Consider the following 23,547-nt stretch of genomic DNA (forward strand, 5'->3'; position numbering starts at 1 on the left):
TACTTTTTCTTGATGATTCTTTAATTCATTTTTGTTAGAAACAAATGCTTTGGAATATTCCGTTATTTCTTCTTCAGTTATTTCAATATTTATATTAAATAGTTTTTTTGAAGATTTCCTCTAATTCGTGTAATTATTTAACTCAATAATATTTAGGAGTTTTTGAACTTTTTAAATAAATTAATATAGATAGATGAAAAAATGAGTATTTTCAGTTATAATGATATAAATGTAGAAAAGAGGAAAAATAAATGAATAATGAAAAGAACTATGGTGTAATATATGCAGTCAGTGCATACATCTTATGGGGCATTTTGCCTATTTATTGGAAACTGATAAATAGTGTATTTTCAATAGAGATTTTATCTAACAGAATTTTATGGGCTTTTGTATTTACGATTGTAATTATAGCTGTAACTAAACAGTGGGAGGAGCTAAAGAGTATAGCTAAGGATAAGAAACAAATGTGTTATATATTTATTGCATCAATTCTAATTGCATTTAACTGGGGCTTGTACATATGGGCTGTTAATTCAGATAAGATTGTTGACGCAAGCTTAGGATATTATATTAATCCATTGTTTGCAGTAGCTTTGGGAATGTTAATTTTCAAAGAAAAGTTGAATTATTATCAAGTAAGTGCACTTTTTATTGCTTCTATTGGTGTCATAATTAAAACCTTGCAATATGGTAAGATTCCATGGATTTCCTTAGGATTGGCTATTTCATTTGGATTATATGGTGCAATTAAGAAGCTAGTTAGAGCTAATTCTATAGTTGGATTAACTCTTGAAACAACTATGCTTACTCCAGTTGCTGCAATATATATTGTATCAAGACAGATTAGTGGATTGGGTGTTTTGGGTAAAGAAGATATAATGGTAATACTTTTGCTTATAGGATCAGGTATAGTTACAGCTGTTCCATTACTACTTTTTGCAAGTGGAGCAAAAAGGCTTCCTATGTCAGTGCTTGGTTTCACTCAATATATTTCCCCAACTATAAGTTTGCTTATTGGAATTTTTGTGTATCATGAAAGTTTTACAACTGTGGATATGATAGGCTTCGGTTTTATATGGGGAGCATTAGCTATATATTCTTTCTCTCAAATAAATTTAACTAAGAACACAAAAGGTGAAGAGCTGCTTAGTTAAAAAATGTTAAGAACAAAAAAATATAAATAGACAATATAAAAATAAATTTTAAAGATTTTAATAAATGAATATATCAATGTCAAATGATAATTACAATAAAATTATTGAAATAGGATGACTTTACTTGAGAATTACTAATCTTAGATAAAGCAATTACAAAAAAATTTAGGATAATGAAGGATGAACCGTGCCATAATAAATTACATAGATTTTTTAGTTGAATTATTGAGTTATTAAGTTAACTATTTACTATAATAGAATTGAAGCAGGCTTTGCTGATTTAGATATAAAAAATTAAAGAAATATATAATAGAATTTATTAAATCTTAAAAAGTTTAATTTTATTAGTATAAAAAAATCAATATGACTAATAATAATATTGTCAATAAACTTTTAAATTTAGGAGGAAATAAATATGAAACCAGAAAAAATGAGCTCGCCTAATACAGGAATTAAATGTGTTGTTAATACTTGTCATTACTATATGTCAGGTGATCACTGTGCTGCACAACAAATTGAAGTGCAACCTAGAGATGCAAGGAACACTGAACAAACAGATTGTGCTACATTTATGCCAGAAGGTCAAATTTAATTAAAATCTAACTTATGAACTGGCTATATTAATTTAATAGTATAGCCAGTTCTAAATTTTTATTCACTTTTAAAATTTAATAATAAGGCAGAATTTATAATAACTGCAACAGAACCTAAATTATGAACTAAAGCACCAAGCACTGGACTTAAGATACCTGTCATTGCTAGTATTATCGCTGCAAAATTTAGCAACATTGAAAGAGATAAGTTCACTTTAATTGTGTTCATAGTTTTTTTTGATAGACTAAATAAATGAGGAATAGCTTTAATATCATCATTTACAAGAGCAATATCTGCTGCATTAACAGCAATATCACTACCAATACCACCCATTGCTATACCTACATATGCTTTCTTAAGAGCAGGGGCATCATTAATTCCATCACCAATCATGCAAAGCATTTGATTTTGTTTTTGATATAGGTCAATTGCAGACATTTTATCTTCTGGTAAGCATTCTGAATGAACATTAGTAATTCCCACATTATTTGCAATATGAGAAGCGGCTTGAGGATTATCTCCAGTTAATAGTATACTTTCTACATTTATTAAATTAAGTTTTTCTATCATTAAGGGAGAATCTTGGCGAAGAGTGTCAGATAAAGCAATAAATCCAGTAATACAAGAATTAATAGCAATATAGATAGTTGTACATCCTTCTTTTTTATATATTGATGATTTATCTAGAATGTGTTCAGATATTATTATAGAATTTTCGTTTAATAATTCTGCATTTCCTGCAAGAATTACATCGCCTGAAACTGTTGCCTTAACACCACGGCCTGCAACTAGTAAAAATTCCTGTGGATCTTCTAAAGTCACATTTGATATAGCTTTAAAATGTGAAACAATTGCTTTACCTAGTGGATGTTCAGAACGAAGTTCTGCAGATGCTGTCATTATTAACAATTTTTTTTGACTTATATTCTTATTAAAGCTTTCAATTCCAACAACAGAAGGCTTACCATAAGTTAAAGTACCAGTCTTATCAAATGCAATTTTGGTTACTTTTGCTAATCTTTCTAGTGCATCACCCTCTCGAACTAGAATACCATGTTTTGTAGCATTTCCAATACCAGCCATTATAGCAGTAGGCGTTGCAAGAACCAAAGCACATGGGCAAAAGACAACAAGGATTGTAACAGCACGAATAATTTCATCTGTAACAAACCAAGTGCCTACTGCAGATGCTAGGGCAATAACAACTATCCAAGTAGCCCATCTATCAGCCATTCCAACAATTTTAGCTTTACTTGCATCCGCAGATTCAACAAGTTTAATCATTCTCTTAAGGGAACTGTCTTCATCAATTTTAGTAGCCTTCATATCGAATGCACCAAATTGGTTAACTGTTCCACTGAAAACTTCATCTCCAATACCTTTATCAATGGGCAGAGATTCTCCTGTGATTACGGCTTGATCAATGGAGGTTTGTCCACAAACAATAATACCATCAACAGCAATGGTTTCACCAGCAAGAACACGAAGTATATCTGATGTTTTGACTTGGTCAGATGGTATTATACTTTCTACACCATCGCGAACAATCCTAGCAGTTGCAGGTGTAAGGTTTACTAATTTCTCAATACCTTGGCGTGCTTTTGCAACAGTATGTTCTTCTAATAGTGCACCTAGTGTCATAATAAAAGCAACTTCACCAGCAGCAAAAATTTCACCAATTAAGACAGATGCGACAAGTGCAATTGCAACTAAAACATCGGCCTTAATATCAAATTCTGTTATAAGTCCTTCAATGGCACCTTTCACAATAGGTGTACCGCATAAAATAATTGATACCCAAGCTATATCAATTTTAAAATTTAGAATATGTAAAAAGCTTATAAGAAGAGACAATGCTGATAGGATTAAAAATAATATATTACGATTATCATCATCTTTAAAAAGTTCTATTAATTTTTTCATTTAACTATTACCCCATTCTTGAAAAAAGTTCTACTGCTTTAGAAAAGTCAGAAATTGTTTTATCAGCATCACCGTGCTCTATGCCATCGCGAACACAGTGTTGAAGGTGCCCTTCTAAAACCACCTGACCAACTTTATGTAATGCACTTTTTGCAGCATTGATTTGTATTAAGACATCTTCACAAGGAACATCTTTATTTATCATTTCTGAAATAGCTCTAAGTTGACCTTCAATTTTTTTTATTCTAGTTTGAATTTTTGGGACATCCATACATTGGCGCATAATATCATCCTCCAGTTAATATTTATATACCCATAGGGGGTATGGGTATATAATACTGTTTGAAATAATTTTTGTCAAGGGTGCTATTTGAAATTTAATAGTTACTGATTAATAGTTAAAATATATAATTTTAAGCAGTATGTTTTTTAGTTACGTGGATCTTTCGGAAATATTATGTAATGGTCTAAAATAATAAGGACAGTAGATAATTTTAATAAAAACAAAATTATCTACTGTCCTTTTGTTATATGATTTTGAAGATTTTAATTTGTAAAATTTAATATTATTACTGAGCAGTTACATAATCCATATATAGTGAAGTATTCCAAGCTGCATTATCTCCAGCTATAAACTGTACACCAATTTCTTTAACATCATTAAGGTTTGGAACGTTAGATAAATCAAAAGTTAGTTCTGTTCCAGCAGAACTTGAATTTATTTTAGTAAATCCACCATCAAACCATTGATAAGAATTACCTGTTTTAACATAAAGCTTAGCACCCATACCAGTTCCGTGATTTCCCCAATCTGCATGACGTACCACAGCTTTTAGTTGTGATTTTCCACTTAAATCTTGAGTTTGAGGTAATGCAAAGTAATATTGAGCTCCACTTGATAGGCGAATATCACCTCTTAATGAAGTATTGCCATTATATTTCCATTCCCATGCTACAGATGACCCAGCTAAAGCATTAATTGCGGTCCAACCACCAGTGCTAGATTCAAAGTTATAAAGAACTGAACTACTAGTAGTAGTGCCAGCATTTACGTTGGCACCTTTCACAAGTGCAGCAATTACTTCTGGACAATCTAAATTTAATGTATTTCTATTTAATAAACCATATGTGTCTGAGTTTCCAGCAGTAGAAATTCCGTTATCCCACCAAACAGGAGTAATATGTCTTGATCTTGCTGCTTTAGCATAATATTCTGCATGTGTTGTTCTTGCTAATTTATTATTTTTATTAATTGTACCAAATTCACCAATAACTACAGCTTGCCCCTTTTTTACGAATTTATTAGCAACTGCATCAAGTTCTGAATCTAATGCACTCTTTTCAGCATCGGTACCCCAATTAGGAGTTTCAGTGTTTACCATTGAGAATAAATAGGGTGAATACATGTGTAAGGATACAATAATTTTTTTGTCGTTATTTGGAATAACTAGATCATCTACTGCTGCAGGAATTGAAGAGGCAGCAAGTGTTGGAACCATAATGCATCTAGATTTGTTATTTCCACCAGTACTTCTTATTGTATTTACAGCAGCTAAGTTATAGTTATTAATTACTTCACGATTTTCAGCAGATCCACCTGACCATTCATTAGCAGCACCAACTGGTCTTGGTTCATTCATTGTTTCAAAAATTAAATAGTCCCCATATTTATTGTATCTATTTGCAATTTGAGTCCATGCCTTAGTAAGTTGAGCTTTTACTTGTTCCTGTTTTTCATAAGTTGGTATTAACCAAGAGTCTTCATGATGCATATTAAGAATAACATACATATCATTATCAAATGCATAATTCATAACTTCATCAACTCTGTCAAACCATGCCGGGTCAATTGTGTAGTTAGGTGCAGAACCCATATGATTATACCAAGTTGTTGGAATTCTTATAGTATTAAATCCTGATGCTTTTATTCTATCAATCATAGCATGTGTAGTTTTGGGATTTCCCCAATAAGTTTCAGATAATAATGGTTCAGCTCCAATATACCCATGGGCATCAAGCGTATTTCCTAAATTCCATCCGATTTTCATATCATCAACAATCTCTTGCGATGTTGCATTACGAATTCCTGTGTAAGCAGTAGAGGCTGAAGCAGCCCCTCCTTTAAAAAGAGTAACTGCAGAAAAAGCAATTGCTAAAATTAATAAATTTTTTCGAGTAATCATTATCTCATCCCCCTAAAATTATTTGTGTATATAATAAATCTCATATATTTTTGCAAATTAAATTACAAATAGACCTCCTTTCAATTTAGAAAAGTACAAAATATATATAAATTATCTATATAATTTCGTATATCTACCATATTATAAATATACATAGTAAATGTTAATAATATATATTTCGAAAATATGCATTATTATTGATTTACATATATATTTTAACAAATAAGTCACTTGATTTAAAAGTTGTTTGCGATGAAATAACTTTATATTACGATATTTTCTATCTTATAATAGAAAAATATAAGATTTTAATAAATTTATAATCGAAAATTAAGTGATTATAGAAGGAAAAGAAAAATGTAACTAAACGATAGATGTTTATTAAAAATAGCCTGTTACAAAGAGTAGTGGCCTATGATATGAAATACTGCTTTTGTATAGAAAGGGAATATAAAATTAATCAATTTACACATAAAAAGCTGATATAAAAAGAGGCATCACTTATATACAATATTAGTGATACCTCATTTGTAATTATTATAAGATTTCTTTTACTATCTTAGATACTTCTTTTAAATAATCCTCACGGATTTCATCAGTAACATAAGGGACTGCGCCAAAGAAAGTGTGATTTACTTCTTCTATACCACTAAAATTGAATATACCTTGATCTACAGTTTGTTTCATTGAATTATGAGTTCCATTTGCAGAATAAATTTCATTTGGTGTACCAGTAGTAGAGAATAATAAAGCTTTCTTGCCTTTTAACAAACCATTTGGAGCTCCATCTACATACTCATAAGCAAATCCATACGAAAATACTCTATCAACATATCCTTTTAATATGGCAGGAAATGAAGCCCACCAAACTGGATAAACAAAAGTTATAATGTCAGCCCATTTAATATGTTCCTGTTCAGTAGCAATGTCTTCTGGTATTTTTCCACTTTGAAAAGCCACAAAATCATCTGGTTTAAGTATTGAATCAAATTTAATTTCATATAAGTCTCTAACGTTTACATTTGCTCTTTTTTCTTTAGATGCTTTAACTAAAGTATCTACTATTCCTTTTCCAAAGCTTTTCTGATTTGGATGTGCGAAAATTATTAAATGATTCATAATTAAATCCTCCTTAATTTATAATAAAGTTATTATTTGATTTTGTATTAAAAAATATTCTTGTAACATATTTTGATGCCAAAGTATTGTCAAATGTAATTTTGTTATTAAAGAGTTATATATTAAGAAAAAACTATGGCCACTTATAGAAAAAATATAGAGTTAAATAAGAAAGTAGTAATTAGAATTTGTAATATACAGATCAAAATGAACTGTCCCATAACTACAAACATTAGCTATGGGACAGTTCATTTATATAAATTTTATGGAATATATTTATATTTTAAATTTAGGAGCGTTATTAATAATCGTTTGTATTCAGTGATTGAACTTTTCAGCGTGTGTGGACTGAAAAGTTATTATGGCGGTTAATTACCTATATTCATGATAGCGTGTGAATACCATGAATATGGTTTTTGTAGTATATTCCATAAAATTTTTAACATAATTTAAATGATATCAAAGGACTAATTTAAGTTAATGAGAATGTGATATTTTCAGATTTAAATTTTAATATATTTACATAATATAAGTGCATTAAAAATTAAAGCTCTATATAATTATGAAAATCATTCTCAATTAAATAATAATATATATAAGTATTCTTGTCAAGTTTTATTTAAAAAATTTAAAATATAAAATATAATGTTATTTAAATGTAATTTAGGGAAAATTAGTATATTATATTTTGATGGTAGCAACTACCTATAATAGAGAATATATAATTAAAACACACTTACAGTAGAAACTTTAGATTTTTTAATATGAATTAGTAAAGAAATTATGATGTTTCAAAATTTAATAGTATGGTATAAAAAATATCAATATTAAAATATGCTATAATCCATATATAAGTTATACTTGTAATACAATATGAAATAATGTGTTTATATAAAATTAGGAGGAATATATATGGAAGTTGTAAAATCTATGTTTTACTTTATATTAGCAGGAGTATTTGAAATTGGAGGTGGATATCTTATATGGTTATGGTTGCGTGATAACAAAAATTTTTGGTATGGAATTACTGGAGCAATAGTTTTAATTTTATATGGTATAATTCCAACATTACAACCTTCAAATGCTAATTTTGGTAGAGTATATGCAACTTATGGAGGAATATTTATTGTCTTATCAATTTTATGGGGATGGAAAGTTGATAATGTAATACCTGATAAATTTGACTTGATTGGTGGATTAATAGCACTGGTTGGTGTTATTGTAATTATGTATGCGCCTAGAGGATAAATTTTTGTAGAATTTCATAGTATAATTAGTCAATACAACAATTAAAAGAACTTATTAATAACATGAATATAGAGAAAGAATTAAAAAAATAAATATTTATAATTTACAAAGTTAAAGTTTACATAAATTATAACTTTGATATGGAAGGGAATGAAGTACATGTCAAATATAATTGCAGTGATTTGGGATTTTGACAAAACACTAGTTAATGGTTATATGCAAGATCCAATTTTTGAAGAATATAACATAAATTCTAAGGAATTTTGGGATAAGGTAAATAGTTTACCTGAAAAATATAAAAAGGAGCAAGGTGTAAAAGTAAATCCAGAAACGGTATATCTCAATGAATTTATAAAATATACAAAACAAGGAAAATTTAAAGGATTAAATAATTCTAAACTCAGAGAATTTGGTAAAAAGTTAAACTTTTATAATGGCATTCCAGAAATATTTGAAAAAACAAAGAAATTAATTGAAGATAATGCGAGATATAAAGAGTTTGATATAAAAGTTGAACATTACATTGTAAGTACTGGAATTACACAAATTATTAAAGGATCTGCAGTTAATAATTTTGTTGATGGTATTTGGGCATGTGAATTCATTGAAGATGCAATATCAGAAGCAAGTGAAGAGAAAATTATTAGCCAAATTGGTTTCACAATTGATAATACAACTAAAACAAGAGCATTGTTTGAAATAAATAAAGGTGTAAATAAAAGAGAAGATGTTGAAGTTAATACAAAAATATCTAATGATTTAAGAAGAATATCCTTTAATAATATGATATATATAGCAGATGGGCCGAGTGATATACCAGCTTTTTCAGTTGTGAAAAAGAATGGAGGAAAAACTTTTGCAATTTATCCGAAAGAAGATAAAAAAGCATTTAAACAAGTTGAACAATTGAGAATGGATGATAGGATAGATATGTATGCCGAAGCAGATTATTCAGAAGGAACTACTACGTTTATGTGGATTAGCAACAAAATTGAAGAAATAGCTGAAAAAATTTATTATGATGAAAAAAACAGAATAAGTAATTCTATATCATCCACACCAAAACATATAGTTTAAAACTAAATATGGTTTTATATATTTCATCAAAAATACTAACTAAGAGAATTCACATATATGTAAAGAACAATACTAATTAAGTACAGAGCAATTTAAAAGCATTCTGTACTTAATTAGATTTACTTAAAAATGATATTATTTATATTGTTATATAAATAATAATAAGCTTATTGCCATAACTATCATTCCCGCTACAAGTCCGTATATTGAAAGATGGTGTTCACCATATTCTCGTGCTGAAGGTAACAATTCATCAAGAGATATAAATACCATTATTCCTGCTACAGATGCAAAAAGTATACCGAAGATTAAATCGTTGATGAAAGGCATTAATATTAAGTAGCCTACAAGTGCACCTATTGGTTCCGATAAACCCGATAAGAAGGAGTAAAAGAAAGCCTTCTTTCTATCCCCAGTAGCATAATAAACAGGTACTGATACGGCTATTCCTTCTGGTATATTATGAATTGCTATAGCTACAGCAATAGGTATCGCTATAGAAGGTTCCTGTAATGCAGATATAAAGGTTGCTAAACCCTCTGGAAAATTGTGAATTCCAACAGCCAATGCAGTAAATATTCCCATTCTTAGTAGTTTATTATCTAAATGTCTATTGTTATCATTCATATCTTCAATTTTATACATATCATGTGGGTTTTCTCCGCTAGGGATTAGCTTATCAATAAGTGCAATTAAAAGCATGCCTCCAAAAAAGGCAATTACAGTAACCCAAGAACCAATTTTTAGTCCTAGTTCATTTGTAAGAGAAGTTTTTGCTTTAAAGAATATTTCTACCATAGAAACATAAATCATTACGCCAGCAGAAAAACCGAGACTTATGGATAAAAATTTAGTGTTTGTTTTTTTTGTAAAAAAGGCAATAGCGCTTCCTATGCCAGTACATAGACCAGCAAAAAGAGTTAATCCAAAAGCAAATAAAACATTATTCATTTTTACCTCCTTGTGACTTATAAGTAATACTATACTGGAATTTAATGAAAATGAATATTAAATAACAATTAATATATTCATATTATACTAGAAAATTTATAAATGTATAAGTATTTTAAAAGTTTTATACTAATAAATGTGAAAAGACTGGTAATTTTTAATTCCAGCCTTTTATAAAATAAAATTAAGCGAATCCTAATATTTTAAATATTGTACTTGTTATGAAGCAGATACAAATTGCAATACAAGTAGGAAGTAGTGCTGCAATTGCTGTCCATTTTAAACTTCCAGTTTCTTTTTTTATTGTTAAAAGAGTTGTAGCGCATGGCCAGTGTAGCAAGCTAAATAACATAGTATTTAGTGCTGTAAGATAAGTCCAACCATTATTCAATAATATTTGTCTTAAAGAATCTATACTATCAAATTCCACCATTGAACCTGTTGATAAATAGCACATCATGAGTATTGGGAGTACAATCTCATTTGCAGGGAGTCCTAGTATAAAGGCCATTAATATAAATCCATCCAGACCAATGAGACTTGCAAAAGTATTAAGAAAAGAAGCTACATGTCCAATAATACTTAAATTACCAATATATATATTAGCAAGTATCCAAGTTATTGCTCCAGCTGGAGCAGCTACAACAACTGCTCTCCAAAGTACGAATATGGTTCTATCAATTATTGAAGTATATAAAACTTGTCTAATTTTAGGCACCCTATAAGGAGGTAATTCTAAAGTAAAAGTAGATGGAACTCCCTTTAATATTGTTTTAGATAATCCATATGATACTAATAAGGTCACAGATATACCTATAATAACTAAGCCTGTAATTAATAAGGCTGGTAAAAAACTAAATTCGTTTCCACCTTTTACAACTAGAAAAACTGTAGCTATAGTTATTAGGGTAGGAAATCTTCCATTACAAGGAACAAAATTATTTGTTAGGATCGCTATAAGTCTTTCTCTAGGGGATTCTATTATTCTACAAGATATTATTCCAGCAGCATTACAACCAAACCCCATACACATGGTTAAACATTGTTTACCATGTGCACAAGCCTTTTTAAATAAGTGATCAAGATTAAAAGCTACTCTTGGCAGATATCCCAAATCTTCAAGTATTGTGAATATAGGAAAGAATATTGCCATTGGAGGAAGCATTACAGATATAACCCATGCTAAAGTCCTATAAAGTCCAAGTATAAGAACTCCATGAAGCCAGCTTGGAGCATTCATGTTGTTAAACCATAAAGTAAGTTTATCTTCAAAGGCGAAAAGTAAATTAGCAATTATTTCAGATGGTATATTTGCACCAGTTATTGTAATCCAAAATATCGCCGCTAAAATCAAAAGCATTAGGGGAATTCCAAATATTTTAGATGTAATGTAATTATCAATTATTTTATCTCTATTTAGCTTTGTTTTATATTCTTTTACATATTTGTTTTTTATTTCTTCCGCTTTTATATAAATCTCCTTAGAAATGTCATCTCTTATATTTCTCTTTTTGTCGTGAAGATTAGATTCTTTTATAATATTCATTATTTCTTCTGATGAATTATCGTTTATATTGCTAAAAATAGAAGCTATTAATTTTTTGTCACCATCAATAATTCTCAAAGCAAGCCATCTAGAGTTAATATTTCTTATATTTTTTTCAATTATAGGTTGAATAGATTTAATCTTTTCTTCTATATAATTATTGTATATCACAGTTTTAGGTTTTGGCTTAATTTGTCCAGTAGTAACTTTATATACTTCTTCTTTTAGTGCTTCTATACCTTGCCCATTTCTAGCTGAACATAAAACTACAGGAATTCTAAGTTCTGTTTCAATACCTTTTCTATCTATTATTATATTTTTCTTTTTGGCTTCATCAATAAGGTTAATACATAGTATTACATTTTGTGTTAATTCCATAACTTGATAAACAAGGTTCAAATTCCTTTCGAGGCAAGTTGCATCAGTAACAACTATTACAGCATCTGAATTACCAAAACAAATAAAATCTCTCGCCACTTCTTCTTCTACAGATGAAGTAAATAATGAATAAGTTCCTGGAAGATCTACCAAGGTATTTCTTTTATTGTTATGAGTAAATTCTCCTCTGGCGTTTACTACTGTTTTGCCTGGCCAATTTCCAGTATGCTGATGAAGTCCTGTGAGAGAATTAAATACAGTACTTTTTCCTGTATTAGGATTACCAGCAAGTGCAATTATATATTGACCATCTTTTCTTTCTATTTTAAATATATCTATCATTGCATTACTTTTGGTTGATTCAAATGTTAGCCCCATTATGGCCTCCTAAAATATTATTACTATAAAAAACAGGTAATATCTATTTTTTAAATCTGGAATAGATTTGAAACTAAAATTCATTAACATATATTAAAGAAGCTTCTTCATTTCTAAGAGCTATCATAGCACCACGAATATTATAGATAGTAGGATCACCAAAAGGTCCTTTTCTTACTACCTCAACCTTTGCACCTTTTGTAATTCCAAGAGCAAGCATTCTCTCCCTTAGTATTCCTGTTGCTGAAAGATTTTCAACTCTAACGGAGTTTCCAACTGAAATATTATTAAGATTTAACATATTATCTTCTCCTTCAAATAAAAGTATTTTGTTTATGTTGTTTTGCTTAAGTTAATTTTTTCTCTTAGGCTAAATATTGTATATAGGAAATTATATAGAAAAAGTTATAATGAGACTTTAAAATAATTTATAAAATCTAGTTTCATGTAAGCAAAAAATTATATTATTCTGAAAAAGTTTCCTTCAACTAACTTTAGTATAATTTATGATTAGATATTTGAAAATGTGACATAAAATGGAATGTTATTTAATCTGTACTAAAGTTTTGTCTTTAGAGTTTTGCAAATAATTATATTATATATGAAGATTATAGAATAAGGAGAAGGGATGGTTATCTCAAGTTGGCGTAGTAATAAGAGCTGAACTACTTGATAATATTACTAAAGCTTTTACAAATAAATATTTAAATGCTGTAATAATAAATATTTTATGTGGTCTTGATACGAGATTCTTTTAATACTGTTTTTTAAGACGATTAAAACTGATACCTATAGACTGGAAACATGAAAGAAGAGTTTATTCCGTAGGTATTTTTTGATTAAGCATCAGATTAATAGGTTTTAAAATGGATATACATATGAAGTATCTGGATTAAGATCCTTTTCCATATGGTCAACTACTATAATGGGATCTACAGTACTGTTATAAGTATCTTTCTTAATTTTTCCTTTTACTTTTATCCAAGTGTCATTACTATAAGATTCTAGATTACTGTGCTCACACCTGATTCCTGCAATTTGCATATCTGCTGCACAGCACGCCATCATAAATCTTCCGATTACAAATTCATTTTCTTTAATATTTTCATCTTTATATACAAATCCTGTTATTTCTATATCCGTTCCTACATATTTATCTGGATTAGATAAAATCTCATCAAGTGAAAATACAAAGTTTTTAGAATTTACATTTATAACATTTTCTTTAATATCTAATTGTTTTTTATCACTTGCACCTTTTCCATCACTTTCAGTTTTTCCTTCATATAAATCAAATGTTGAACTATTTTTTAAATTATTATCTTGATTAGTATTATTTTTTAAATTGTCATTTAGTGTAATATTAGAACTTGCATTTGCATCACTACTTTTAATTGTAGTAGAACTTGCACTATTACTTTCCATAAAAAATATCATAATTAATGGAATTATAAAAATTACATAGTTCTTAAACTTAACTTTTTTCTTTTTATTATTAAAAAGCTCTTTAACTAAAAATAACACAATTATAAACATTGCTATCATTCCTAAAATTGCAAATGGAATAATTTTGGGATTTACATATCTAATTATTTCATTATTTATAATAATTTTGAAGTAAAATGCTGAAAAACGAAGTAATATTAATATTTTTATAAAAATGTCTATATTTAATTTTTTCATATTTTCCCTCTTTCAATCAATTTTAAAGTATTCAAAAAATACTAAATTTTGTGCAAACCAGATTATTATGCTGTTTTTGAGTATTTCTAAGCTAACTTGAAATTAATCAAAACTCCAAATGATACTGCAAGAATAATAAATATTAACTTTAATACAAATTTCTTTTTAAAACTTCCAAAAAGCATAATTGTATTTTTAACATCTAACATAGGCCCAACCACTAAAAATCCCATTACAGAGTTTATTGAAAATTGCTTCAAAAAACCTTTAGCAATAAAAGCATCTGAAGTTGAACACACTGAAAATAAAAAAGCTAATCCTATCATAATCAAAAGTGAACTTCTATTGTCATTTGGAATATACATATTATTTAATGATACTGTAGTTTGAAAAATGCTAGATAGAAATGTTCCTATAATCATAAATTTTCCTATATTGAAAAATTCATCTCCTGTATGAATAAATACAGCTTTTACCTTCTCTAATTTGCTTTTATCCTCCTCATAGTTATCATCACAAAATCCACAATTGCATTCAGCTATGTCTTCATTACTTTTTAAAATGTCTTCATCTTTCTTTGTGGAAAACTGCATAATAAGACCTACGGAACTTGCAATTATTATACCTGCAAATATTCTATAAATAACTACAGATTTCATTCCCTGAAAAGCATATATAGTTGAAATAATCGCTATTGGATTTACTATTGGTGCCGCTAACATAAATGTAACTCCAGCAGCTATAGGTACTTTCTTTTTTGTAAGTGCTCTAACAATAGGGATAGTCCCACAATCGCATATAGGGAAGAATAATCCTGCAAAGGCTGCAATTATACACGATAAAAAAATATTCTTTGGAAATATTTTTATAAGCTTATCTTTTGATATACAAATTTGAATTATTGCTGATACAAAGCTTCCAATAAGAATGAAAGGAACCCCTTGAATTAGCATGCTTATAAACACATTATAAAACTTTTTAAATTTATCTAAGTATTCACTATATATGTTAATGTTCAATGTTGTAAGTGTAATCAAGCAAGTAAATATAAATATAGAAAGAGTTATATATAATAAAGTCTTAAAAACAAATAAATTATGTTTTTCTATCGCTACATATTCTTCTTCTTTTGATCCGTCATTATTTAGTGTAGAAGTATATTTAAGCATATTAGCTGTTTCATTAATATTTTTAATTTGTTTTTGGATTCTTGAAAATTCCTTCTTTTCTAACTCATTTATATTAGTCAGAATGATGGTGTCACTATTAAAAATATGAGTATTGACTATGTTTTTCATATTTCTAAGATACATAGGGAATTTTATTACATCAATTATACTTATTATGTCATCAATCTTACATATTTTTTTTACACTTTTTTCATTGAATATATTAATAATATTTGTAGAATTTTTCATACCATTTACTTCAATAAAAATTCTGTTGGGGATATATTTACTTATAATTTTTTTTATATAATCTGCATCTATTTCATTACCATAATCATTTTTTATTACTATAATTGAACTTTGTTGTTTTTGGTTATTTAAGTCAAAGTCTATTTCACATTGTCCAAATTCATCTTGAATTACTACAATAATTTCATTTCGTAATTCTTCGCCTTGTAACATAAAATTTATAAAGCTCGTTTTTCCAGAGCTAAGAAATCCTATAACTATTTCTACTTTTATATTCATATTTCACCTCTAAATACTCGTTAGATTATTTATAAATCTCTTTAGATAAGTAATTTAACTTATTTTTATTTATGTGATTTTCGATAATCCATATATTATCAATTTGTTGTTCATTTATATCACTGCTTGAAAAATTTCAAGGTGCGTAATGAAATTGTATAGAAGTCACTGTATTTGACTATGCTTTAAATTAATTGAATTGTTATATCTACTTTTGTTTTCATATATTTTCTTCTTGTTGCAACAAATTTGCATTTTCATTTAAATAAATTATATTACTGTACATAGAAAATTACAATAATAGTTCCTAAATATCCTATTATTGTAATAAATATTTAATACATGCGATAGTTTGCTTTAGACATTAAAAAACAATTATTATATACTAATAAAAACATAATATTTAGGATAGTGGGGTTTAGTATATTTTTTTATACTAGATTAAAAGGGAAACGAGTTAAAATCTCGTACAGTGCCATAGAGTGAGTATTAATATGCCATTGGGAAAATGAGAAGGCAACACAGGCTAGACTATGAAACCAAGTCAGGATACCTGCTTATATATTCAGTACAATTCCTTTACGAGTCATGAAGAGAGTACAAATATACAGATATTATTGCAACCATTTTTAGTTAAAATATTATACTATTGATTTTGGGTTCTCTCAGTGAGTTTAGTTGGGGGAGCTTTTTATGTTTAAATTAAAATGGGAAATGGAGCAAAAACAAGTGACAATACAATAATTATTCCATATCTAATAGCTAAAATGAGTTATGGAGGGAAAACAGAATGAGAATAGAATTTGAAAAAATAGATGTAAACATATCTCATAAAGAAATACTTAAATCTGTAAATCTTGTAGCAGAGCATAATAAAATTACAGGAATTATAGGACTAAATGATAATGCAAATCAACATTGATTAAAACATTATTTGGTATAGTTCCTAAAAGAAGTGGTAGAATTTTATTAGATAACACTGATACTTTAAGGTTATCTAATAGCGAAATTGTAATTAAAGTTAGATATATAGGATAAGATTATTCTTATGTATTTGATTTTTCAGTTAGAAAGATTGTAATATGAGATTATATTCGCAAAAGAAATATAAAGGATGGTTATCTTCAAGAGAATGTGTGGATAATGCTCTTAATGAATTAAAAATTTCACATATGTCAGAAAGAAACATCCCAATCTTATCTAGTGGAGAAAGAAAAATAAAAATATTAAAAACAAAAAATCTATAAAATTGCGAAAATAAGCAATCTTATAGATTTTAAATTGGTGCCGCTAGCCGGACTCGAACCGGCACGGTATCACTACCAGAGGATTTTGAGTCCCTTGAGATATCTAGAAGTTAAAGTATTATAAAAGAAAATAGAAGAAAATAAAGTTAACTTAAACCGGCAGTATTACAAGGATTAAGAGGGATTTTAAAACTAAATTGAGAGTATCAGTGGTGAAAAGAAAAAAGCAAAAAAAGTTATCAAATTTGAATTTTGGAGAGAACTAGGAGAGAACTAATATAAAATCAACTAACATCCTACCATTGACAAATAATTTATAAAAGGATGCAAGTTATGATTAAAAACGAAAAATATTATGAAAAACTTTTTGAAGATTATCCGGACGTTGTTAATATAAAAACATTTAGAGAAATGCTTGGAGGAATATCTGAGCAGGCAGCAAGAAGATTAATGAAAGAAAATAGAGTAAAGCATTATTTTATTTCTTTGACATATATGATTCCAAAAGTTTGGATTATTGAATATGTACTTAGTGAGGATTATGAAGAGTATAAAGAAAAATTAAAAGTTCAAATTTAAATGATATCCTAGCTAATATATTTTAAATTTGAATAATAAGGTTAGAACGAGATGTTTATTATAGTAACAGAATTTATTAAAATATAAAATTCATGGTTATAAATAATATATAAAATGAATAGCGTTTAGAGAAAAATTTAAAAAATCGCGTATTTCAAAACATTCAAGTTCAGCTGTATTTAGGAATGCAGATACACATCTTAATTAAGCTAAAGATTGGTTAAGATTAAAGGACATAATATAAATTTGATAGGGGAGAGTTTTTATATATGTGCTATAATAAGGTAGAATACAAAAAGAAGGAGATGTTCAGTTATGCTATGGAATGAAGTAAGAAAAACATATCCAAATAAATGGATTGTATTTGATAGTTTAAAACAACATGAAGAAAATAATAAATTAATTATTGAAGACGTAGCAATAATAGAAGTTTTTGATGACATTAATGATGCTTTTAAGTGTTATCGTATGCTCCATAGAAAAGATAAAACGCGTGAATTAAGTTTTGGTAATACAAAAGAAGAATTGTTAGTTTATGAAAATGAGAGGATTGGATTAATTAGATGATTAAATTAAGATACCAAAACTATTTATTGTTTTGTTCACTAGATTTAAGAATTAATAGCCAAAATTTACATTTAGAGAATGTTTTAATAGATACAGGTTCTGCTACGACATTAATCAATGCTGATTATATTTTATTAGATGGAAATGAAAAGATAAAAAATGCCCAAGGAATAGGTGGCTACGAAAGAATTCTTGTTAAGAATTTTGAAATGTTAAAATTAAATGATATTGTGATTAAAGATGTTTCATTATCAATAGGTGATATGGACTATGGAATAGATATTGATTTACTTATAGGTTTAGATATATTAAAAATACTTAACGCTAATATAAATATTGAAAACATGACATTAGAATTAAATTGTTAGATGTTTATAATATTCTGCATAATTCTAATTATGTGAGAAGGTTTAGGTTATGTAGATTATTTAACTTCTTAGATAAAGAAAACTTTTAATTATTAATATACAGAGAGAATTAAAATATATAGTATTTTATGTTTATGAAATAGAAAAAGACTATGAAAGAGTCGTCAGGCTTGAAGATTCATAGTCTTTTTGTGTTTTATAAGATATAAAGAATATTATATTTTATCTCCATCATCAAAAATAGAGAATTCTTCAAATTTACATTTATGAAGGAACACAAATGCAATTTAGTATATTTATGGGAAATGAAGAGGGATATTTAGAATTTTGTAGAATATTAAAATTAATGAATAAATAATAATTCTAAATTAAGTTATATATGTTAAATTTTCATAAAGCAAATTATGTCTATAATGGGAAGCGAATTAAAAGTTAAAAAATCGAGCAGAGTTCTGATAATAAATAAAGGATCTTACAGTAATCAAATATTATACTTAGAAGAATTTATGTTATATTGAGAAAATCAATAGAAATGATTGTATTTAAGCTATTAAAAATATTTAACAGTAAAATTTGTATTGATATTATATCGAAGTAAACTTAATAATTAATCAGTGTTGATGTAGGAGAGTTATGAAATGGATAAGGTTGTATGTGAAGGATGCTTTCGAGATGAAGGAATTAAAAGATTTATAAAAAAAATGGAGAATTAAAATATGAAAAAAGATGTCCTATATGTGGGCGGAAAAATACTAAGTGGATTGAAATGAAAATACTTGGTGAACATATGTATAAACAAATAACAAGTATATTTAGAATTTTAAAAAATGAAAGATGGGATGAACAAAAAGGAGCTTATTTTCATAAAGAAAGGGATTGGATGTTACGAACTGAATCAATAGCTGGGGTAATGGAGGATTATGGAGTTTTCAACGGATTTGAATGGGAAAAAGTTAAAGAAATTACAGAAAAAATATTTCATGAATATGATAATGATATAGATGTATTGGGTGAGTTTTGTAGTAAATATAGTGATTATGAAGAATATAATTCTTACTTGGGTTTTAATTGGAAGCAATTTTCTGAAAACGTAAAATATTATGGTCGCTTTAATAACAAACAAAATTATGAGATGCTTAAGAAATTTGATAAATTAATAAAAGAATTTACAATTTCATTTAAAGATAAATCAATGTATAGAGCAAGGATAAATGTCCGAGATATGGCGGAAAGAGATAAAAATAAATATGGAGAGATTCTAGGACCAGCACCTTCTGGTCTTTGCAAAGAAAATAGATTGTCTCCTAAAGGAATATCATATATGTATTTAGCTGAGTCTATAAATACCGCACTAGCAGAATGTAGAGCAATTACAGGTGATAAGGCTTTAATTGGAGAGTTCGTCCCTAAAAGGGAATTATTTTTATTTGATTTAAGTAAAGATGATTTTTGTCATAGTATTTTTGATGAAAACTTTGATGGAATGTATGATTGCTATGCATTAGTTTTACAGAAAATTTCTAAGGAGATAAGTAGACCTATTGGAAATAATGAAGATACATTAAAGTACATACCTTCACAAGTTTTTGCTGAATATATTAGAGATAAGGGATTGGATGGAATAATTTATAAAAGCAGTCTTTCATCCAAGAAAAATTATGTGTTATTTTATGGGGCAGATGAAAGTAATAAATTTGTGTTAGGTAGTAAAATACCATGTTTTAAGGAGATAGTTGAATTGAAGGATTATCAATATGTAAAGATATTACCTCTAGATATAAAATATGTATGTGAAAAGACCTTACCGTTTATGGATTGCTTTGATGATTAAAGTATAACTATGCGCTATTTATAATATTAGATGTAATTAATTTATATCAAGGAGGCTAATAATTTTAATTAAATGCATAAGAATATGAATAATTATACCTATTAATAGTAAAGGGAGAGAATTGATTAACAATGAAAAATGAGATTATAATAAATGAAAATGTAAAATTAGTAATGACAAGAGATGAGTTTGGGTACTCAGAAGTATTAGAAACTTTGGATTCAGCTAAGTTTGTAAGAATAATTACTTATAATATTTCCAAGGAGAGTGACACTTTACTTAATAAGTTAGAAGAGTTTTCAGAGAATAAGGATGTAATTATAGTGACTAATATACCAGGTAGATTTGAAAAATATACAAGTACTTATGCTAAAGGAAGAGCAAAAAAAACAATAGATAACTATATTGAAAAGTTAAATCCTGAAACTTATGATGCAAGTATTAAGATATTCTTTAATTTTGGTAATCATTCTAAAATAATTATGACAAATACAATGGCATATATAGGATCAGCAAATTTCTCAGATGAGAGTAAAAATAATAATGAATGTGGAGTATTAATAAAAGATGAACGTATTGTTAATGAAATAAATAGTGTTTTTGTACAGATGCAGATTGATGAAGCAATTCCATACTATTCAAGTGAATATACAAAAATATTTGTAATGATAACAAATCTATTAACCCAAGCAGAAATTTATTATGAAGACTATTATTGGAGCTTTTTTGAAGATTCAGGACATCCACATAGATATAAAGGTGATGTATATAGAAGATTTAATGCTGATTTGTCACCTATTCTTGTGGAAAAAATAGAATCATTTTCTTATGAAATAGAAGAAGTTATTTCAGATTTAAATGATTCTGAGATATATGAAGATATTTTTGGAGAGTTGGATTTAAGAATCTGTGAAGAGATTAGAGAGTGGTTTGGTGTAGATTCGGAACTCGAAGTGTTTTCAAGGTTTGATGTTCAAGATAAGACTGAGGAATTATTTCAAGAATATCAACTAAATGGAGACTATGAAAATATAGATGAATATGCTCAAATGGCATGTGATGATGCAAATCAGATACAGTTTGACTTAATAGATGAAATTTATCAAACATCATTAGATGGAATGGCTGTATTGAAAAGACTAAATGAATTCTTATCGAATTTATTAAAGGAGTTAGAATATAAAAAAGAAGTAAATAAAGCTGTAGATAATACTTGATTTTAAACAATGCTAATTAGTATAAGTGTTGATTTACAATTAAAACTGACCCACCTTTTACGAGCAAAGTTGACCCACCTAAGTTCATAAAGTATCCTAGCCTTTGTAATGAAGGTTAGGAGGAAAAACATAGGTGAAAGACGTGAAAGATTGGATAACCGTAAAAAGAATGCATGAAAGGGGGATGCCTATAAGACAAATTGCTAGAGAATTAAAAATTTCAAGAAATACTGTTAAAAGATTAATTAAACTCAATGAAGAACCACAATATAAAAAAAGACAATATGAAACTAAGATAGATTCTCATATTGAAGAAATTAGAACATGGTATCTTGAGCCTGAATATAACTTTATTGGCACTAGAATTTACCGAGAACTAAAAAAGCGTGGTTATGAAGGTAGCATATCACCAATTTATAGATATTTAAATACACTTAAGGAAGAGAAGTTATCAATTCCCTTAAAAGCAACAAAGCGTATTGAAACTCCTTTAGGAGATCAAGCTCAATTTGATTGGGCTCATTATTCAATGAAGATTGATGATGAGAAGATACCCATTTACTGCTTTTCACTAATTTTATCAGCATCACGTAAGAAAGCTATTGTATTTTCTAAGTCTTGCGACGGCGAAGCTATTTATGAAGCAATACATTTGTTATTCAAAAGATTTGGTGGTACAACAAAAGAATTGCTTATTGATAATCCTAAAGCACTAGTTGATTCAAATACCGTTGAGGATGAAGTAAATTTTAATGTTAGTGCATTAAGATTAGCTCATTATCTTGGAATATCACTTAATGCCTGTAATCCTTACAGGGCACGTACAAAGGGAAAAGTTGAGCGACCTTTTAAGTATATTGAAGAGCAGTTTGTAAAAGGTAATAGTTTTAAATCTATGACTGAGTTAAATGAGGCCGCTGAGATATTTATTGAAGAATCTAATAAAACTAAACACAGTACAACATTACGAATAACTAACGAATTTTTTGCAGAAGAGTTTCCACATTTACTTCCAATTAGAAGTAAGCCTTTTATAATAGCAAATCTTAAAGAAAGAAAAGTTAGTTTAGATTCATATATATCTGTAAATGCAGTTAAATATAGTGTTCCAGTTGAATATGTCGGTAAAAAAGTTTCTTTTAGAATATCCTTAGGTTATAAGCTAGAAGTATTTAATTCTTCTTTAGATATAATTGCAATCCATGAAATTATTAAAGATAAAGGCAGAATGGTTACAACCGATGAACATTATGGTGAGTTAAATAATATAGTTCCTAAATCCATTCCTGAAATAATAAGGCAATTTGAAAATACATTTTCTAACGGTAAGATTTTTTATAAAAATTGCATACCTCATTTAAAACAACCAACCTTTCATATGAGACAAATAATTAAGCTTAAGGAACTTTATGACAACGACTCGTTAGATTTAATTTTAAAGTACTGTATAGATCAGAATATTTATGAAATTAAAGAGATAAAAAACATATTAAAGACAAAATACCTTGATATAGTTAAAGGGATCAATTCTAACGATGAACTCCTTACAATAAATGAAACAAGTCGGGATTTATCTTATTATGAGGAGGATCAATTTTAAGTATGAAAGATAAGATTAATACATCACCAGACCATATTGTATCTCTTTTAAAACAGTTTAAACTCTTAGATATGCAATTGAATTTCGAATCAGAAATAGCATACGCTATCGAAAATAAGATTGGTCATCGAGAATTTTTAGTAAGATTACTCGAAATTGAAGCTAATGGTAAAAGAGAAAGAAACGCTATGAGAAATATTAAGGCAG

21 protein-coding genes, 1 pseudogene and 1 riboswitch are annotated in these 23,547 nt (G+C 27.8%); of the genes and pseudogenes, 13 read left to right on the plus strand and 9 right to left on the minus strand.

Translation table 11 applies throughout. The features are described 5' to 3' along the window. Nucleotides 1-251 precede the first annotated feature (251 nt). Complete coding sequence (gene rarD, locus CLPUN_RS08010; RefSeq protein ID WP_077846780.1) at nucleotides 252-1,154, plus strand: EamA family transporter RarD; 903 nt, start codon at nucleotides 252-254, stop codon at nucleotides 1,152-1,154. Nucleotides 1,155-1,569: 415 nt separating this feature from the next. Then, complete coding sequence (locus CLPUN_RS08015; protein WP_077846781.1) at nucleotides 1,570-1,746, plus strand: DUF1540 domain-containing protein; 177 nt, start codon at nucleotides 1,570-1,572, stop codon at nucleotides 1,744-1,746. A 59-nt stretch (nucleotides 1,747-1,805) separates the two neighbouring features. Here the strand turns inward: CLPUN_RS08015 and CLPUN_RS08020 are convergent, their stop codons facing one another. The 4 genes from CLPUN_RS08020 to CLPUN_RS08035 all read right to left on the minus strand — a co-directional run bounded on the left by CLPUN_RS08020 (nucleotide 1,806) and on the right by CLPUN_RS08035 (nucleotide 6,973). Further along, entirely contained in the window at nucleotides 1,806-3,671 is a 1,866-nt protein-coding gene (locus tag CLPUN_RS08020) for a heavy metal translocating P-type ATPase (RefSeq protein ID WP_077846782.1), read from the minus strand. A gap of 7 nt (nucleotides 3,672-3,678) precedes the next feature. Beyond that, nucleotides 3,679-3,954: a metal-sensing transcriptional repressor gene (locus tag CLPUN_RS08025; protein ID WP_077846783.1), complete on the minus strand. Its 276-nt coding sequence runs from the start codon at nucleotides 3,952-3,954 to the stop codon at nucleotides 3,679-3,681. Between the two features lie 286 nt (nucleotides 3,955-4,240). Beyond that, nucleotides 4,241-5,854, minus strand: coding sequence for a glycoside hydrolase family 5 protein (locus CLPUN_RS08030; protein ID WP_077846784.1), 1,614 nt, complete (start codon nucleotides 5,852-5,854; stop codon nucleotides 4,241-4,243). Between the two features lie 537 nt (nucleotides 5,855-6,391). Next, a complete protein-coding gene (locus tag CLPUN_RS08035) occupies nucleotides 6,392-6,973 on the minus strand; it encodes an NAD(P)H-dependent oxidoreductase (protein WP_077846785.1) in 582 nt (193 codons plus the stop codon). A gap of 912 nt (nucleotides 6,974-7,885) precedes the next feature. On the opposite strand from CLPUN_RS08035, the gene CLPUN_RS08040 reads away from it, so the two are divergent. Together CLPUN_RS08040 and CLPUN_RS08045 are read left to right on the plus strand one after the other, a co-directional pair. Continuing rightward, nucleotides 7,886-8,221 (plus strand): YnfA family protein, encoded by a 336-nt coding sequence (locus CLPUN_RS08040; protein ID WP_077846786.1) that lies wholly within the window; start codon nucleotides 7,886-7,888, stop codon nucleotides 8,219-8,221. A gap of 159 nt (nucleotides 8,222-8,380) precedes the next feature. Continuing rightward, nucleotides 8,381-9,298, plus strand: a complete 918-nt coding sequence (locus CLPUN_RS08045) for an HAD family hydrolase (protein ID WP_077846787.1) — start codon at nucleotides 8,381-8,383, stop codon at nucleotides 9,296-9,298. 147 nt (nucleotides 9,299-9,445) lie between these two features. Here the strand turns inward: CLPUN_RS08045 and zupT are convergent, their stop codons facing one another. The 5 genes from zupT to CLPUN_RS08070 form a co-directional block, all read right to left on the minus strand. Next, nucleotides 9,446-10,249 (minus strand): zinc transporter ZupT, encoded by an 804-nt coding sequence (gene zupT, locus CLPUN_RS08050; protein WP_077846788.1) that lies wholly within the window; start codon nucleotides 10,247-10,249, stop codon nucleotides 9,446-9,448. Between the two features lie 184 nt (nucleotides 10,250-10,433). Beyond that, nucleotides 10,434-12,551, minus strand: a complete 2,118-nt coding sequence (gene feoB / locus CLPUN_RS08055) for a ferrous iron transport protein B (protein WP_077846789.1) — start codon at nucleotides 12,549-12,551, stop codon at nucleotides 10,434-10,436. 73 nt (nucleotides 12,552-12,624) lie between these two features. Continuing rightward, a complete protein-coding gene (locus tag CLPUN_RS08060) occupies nucleotides 12,625-12,852 on the minus strand; it encodes a FeoA family protein (RefSeq protein ID WP_077846790.1) in 228 nt (75 codons plus the stop codon). 560 nt (nucleotides 12,853-13,412) lie between these two features. Continuing rightward, nucleotides 13,413-14,234, minus strand: coding sequence for a TIGR03943 family putative permease subunit (locus CLPUN_RS08065; RefSeq protein ID WP_077846791.1), 822 nt, complete (start codon nucleotides 14,232-14,234; stop codon nucleotides 13,413-13,415). A gap of 86 nt (nucleotides 14,235-14,320) precedes the next feature. Continuing rightward, nucleotides 14,321-15,931: a permease gene (locus tag CLPUN_RS08070; RefSeq protein ID WP_077846792.1), complete on the minus strand. Its 1,611-nt coding sequence runs from the start codon at nucleotides 15,929-15,931 to the stop codon at nucleotides 14,321-14,323. Between the two features lie 395 nt (nucleotides 15,932-16,326). Beyond that, a riboswitch (cobalamin riboswitch) is annotated at nucleotides 16,327-16,506 on the plus strand. A 215-nt stretch (nucleotides 16,507-16,721) separates the two neighbouring features. On the opposite strand from CLPUN_RS08070, the gene CLPUN_RS29160 reads away from it, so the two are divergent. The 9 genes and pseudogenes from CLPUN_RS29160 to CLPUN_RS08105 form a co-directional block, all read left to right on the plus strand. Beyond that, the gene (locus CLPUN_RS29160; RefSeq protein WP_278281613.1) at nucleotides 16,722-16,853 is read left to right on the plus strand and encodes a hypothetical protein; all 132 of its coding nucleotides are present in this window, start codon (nucleotides 16,722-16,724) and stop codon (nucleotides 16,851-16,853) included. 160 nt (nucleotides 16,854-17,013) lie between these two features. Beyond that, complete coding sequence (locus CLPUN_RS27570) at nucleotides 17,014-17,178, plus strand: P-loop NTPase family protein (protein ID WP_158078721.1); 165 nt, start codon at nucleotides 17,014-17,016, stop codon at nucleotides 17,176-17,178. A gap of 333 nt (nucleotides 17,179-17,511) precedes the next feature. After that, nucleotides 17,512-17,757 (plus strand): hypothetical protein, encoded by a 246-nt coding sequence (locus CLPUN_RS08075; RefSeq protein WP_077846793.1) that lies wholly within the window; start codon nucleotides 17,512-17,514, stop codon nucleotides 17,755-17,757. 315 nt (nucleotides 17,758-18,072) lie between these two features. Further along, the gene (locus CLPUN_RS08080; RefSeq protein WP_041895381.1) at nucleotides 18,073-18,324 is read left to right on the plus strand and encodes a hypothetical protein; all 252 of its coding nucleotides are present in this window, start codon (nucleotides 18,073-18,075) and stop codon (nucleotides 18,322-18,324) included. After that, nucleotides 18,321-18,692 carry a pepsin/retropepsin-like aspartic protease family protein gene (locus tag CLPUN_RS08085; protein ID WP_077846794.1) on the plus strand — a complete coding sequence of 124 codons (372 nt, stop codon included), beginning with the start codon at nucleotides 18,321-18,323 and terminating at the stop codon, nucleotides 18,690-18,692. Before CLPUN_RS08080 ends, CLPUN_RS08085 begins: the two co-directional genes overlap by 4 nt. A 688-nt stretch (nucleotides 18,693-19,380) precedes the next feature. Then, nucleotides 19,381-20,523, plus strand: coding sequence for an RES family NAD+ phosphorylase (locus CLPUN_RS08090; protein WP_278281615.1), 1,143 nt, complete (start codon nucleotides 19,381-19,383; stop codon nucleotides 20,521-20,523). A 131-nt stretch (nucleotides 20,524-20,654) separates the two neighbouring features. Next, complete coding sequence (locus CLPUN_RS08095) at nucleotides 20,655-21,740, plus strand: phospholipase D-like domain-containing protein (protein ID WP_077846796.1); 1,086 nt, start codon at nucleotides 20,655-20,657, stop codon at nucleotides 21,738-21,740. Nucleotides 21,741-21,873: 133 nt separating this feature from the next. Further along, the gene (gene istA, locus CLPUN_RS08100; protein ID WP_077846797.1) at nucleotides 21,874-23,340 is read left to right on the plus strand and encodes an IS21 family transposase; all 1,467 of its coding nucleotides are present in this window, start codon (nucleotides 21,874-21,876) and stop codon (nucleotides 23,338-23,340) included. Nucleotides 23,341-23,342: 2 nt separating this feature from the next. After that, nucleotides 23,343-23,547, plus strand: a pseudogene (locus CLPUN_RS08105) (IS21-like element helper ATPase IstB); the annotation flags it as partial.

The organism is Clostridium puniceum (assembly GCF_002006345.1).
In the GTDB taxonomy this organism is placed as follows: Bacteria; Bacillota; Clostridia; order Clostridiales; family Clostridiaceae; genus Clostridium; species Clostridium puniceum.

Bases quoted from the DNA above. Each gene is read 5' to 3' on its own strand.
- rarD (WP_077846780.1), top strand. From the start codon at position 252: ATGAATAATGAAAAGAACTATGGTGTAATATATGCAGTCAGTGCATAC.
- CLPUN_RS08080 (WP_041895381.1), top strand. From the start codon at position 18,073: ATGCTATGGAATGAAGTAAGAAAAACATATCCAAATAAATGGATTGTA.
- CLPUN_RS08025 (WP_077846783.1), bottom strand. From the start codon at position 3,954: ATGCGCCAATGTATGGATGTCCCAAAAATTCAAACTAGAATAAAAAAA.
- zupT (WP_077846788.1), bottom strand. From the start codon at position 10,249: ATGAATAATGTTTTATTTGCTTTTGGATTAACTCTTTTTGCTGGTCTA.
- CLPUN_RS08095 (WP_077846796.1), top strand. From the start codon at position 20,655: ATGAAAAATGAGATTATAATAAATGAAAATGTAAAATTAGTAATGACA.
- CLPUN_RS08045 (WP_077846787.1), top strand. From the start codon at position 8,381: ATGTCAAATATAATTGCAGTGATTTGGGATTTTGACAAAACACTAGTT.
- CLPUN_RS08060 (WP_077846790.1), bottom strand. From the start codon at position 12,852: ATGTTAAATCTTAATAATATTTCAGTTGGAAACTCCGTTAGAGTTGAA.
- CLPUN_RS08040 (WP_077846786.1), top strand. From the start codon at position 7,886: ATGGAAGTTGTAAAATCTATGTTTTACTTTATATTAGCAGGAGTATTT.
- CLPUN_RS08020 (WP_077846782.1), bottom strand. From the start codon at position 3,671: ATGAAAAAATTAATAGAACTTTTTAAAGATGATGATAATCGTAATATA.
- CLPUN_RS08070 (WP_077846792.1), bottom strand. From the start codon at position 15,931: ATGAATATAAAAGTAGAAATAGTTATAGGATTTCTTAGCTCTGGAAAA.
- CLPUN_RS08015 (WP_077846781.1), top strand. From the start codon at position 1,570: ATGAAACCAGAAAAAATGAGCTCGCCTAATACAGGAATTAAATGTGTT.
- CLPUN_RS27570 (WP_158078721.1), top strand. From the start codon at position 17,014: ATGAGATTATATTCGCAAAAGAAATATAAAGGATGGTTATCTTCAAGA.
- CLPUN_RS08085 (WP_077846794.1), top strand. From the start codon at position 18,321: ATGATTAAATTAAGATACCAAAACTATTTATTGTTTTGTTCACTAGAT.
- CLPUN_RS08075 (WP_077846793.1), top strand. From the start codon at position 17,512: ATGATTAAAAACGAAAAATATTATGAAAAACTTTTTGAAGATTATCCG.
- CLPUN_RS29160 (WP_278281613.1), top strand. From the start codon at position 16,722: ATGAGAATAGAATTTGAAAAAATAGATGTAAACATATCTCATAAAGAA.
- CLPUN_RS08035 (WP_077846785.1), bottom strand. From the start codon at position 6,973: ATGAATCATTTAATAATTTTCGCACATCCAAATCAGAAAAGCTTTGGA.
- CLPUN_RS08065 (WP_077846791.1), bottom strand. From the start codon at position 14,234: ATGAAAAAATTAAATATAGACATTTTTATAAAAATATTAATATTACTT.
- CLPUN_RS08030 (WP_077846784.1), bottom strand. From the start codon at position 5,854: ATGATTACTCGAAAAAATTTATTAATTTTAGCAATTGCTTTTTCTGCA.
- feoB (WP_077846789.1), bottom strand. From the start codon at position 12,551: ATGGGGCTAACATTTGAATCAACCAAAAGTAATGCAATGATAGATATA.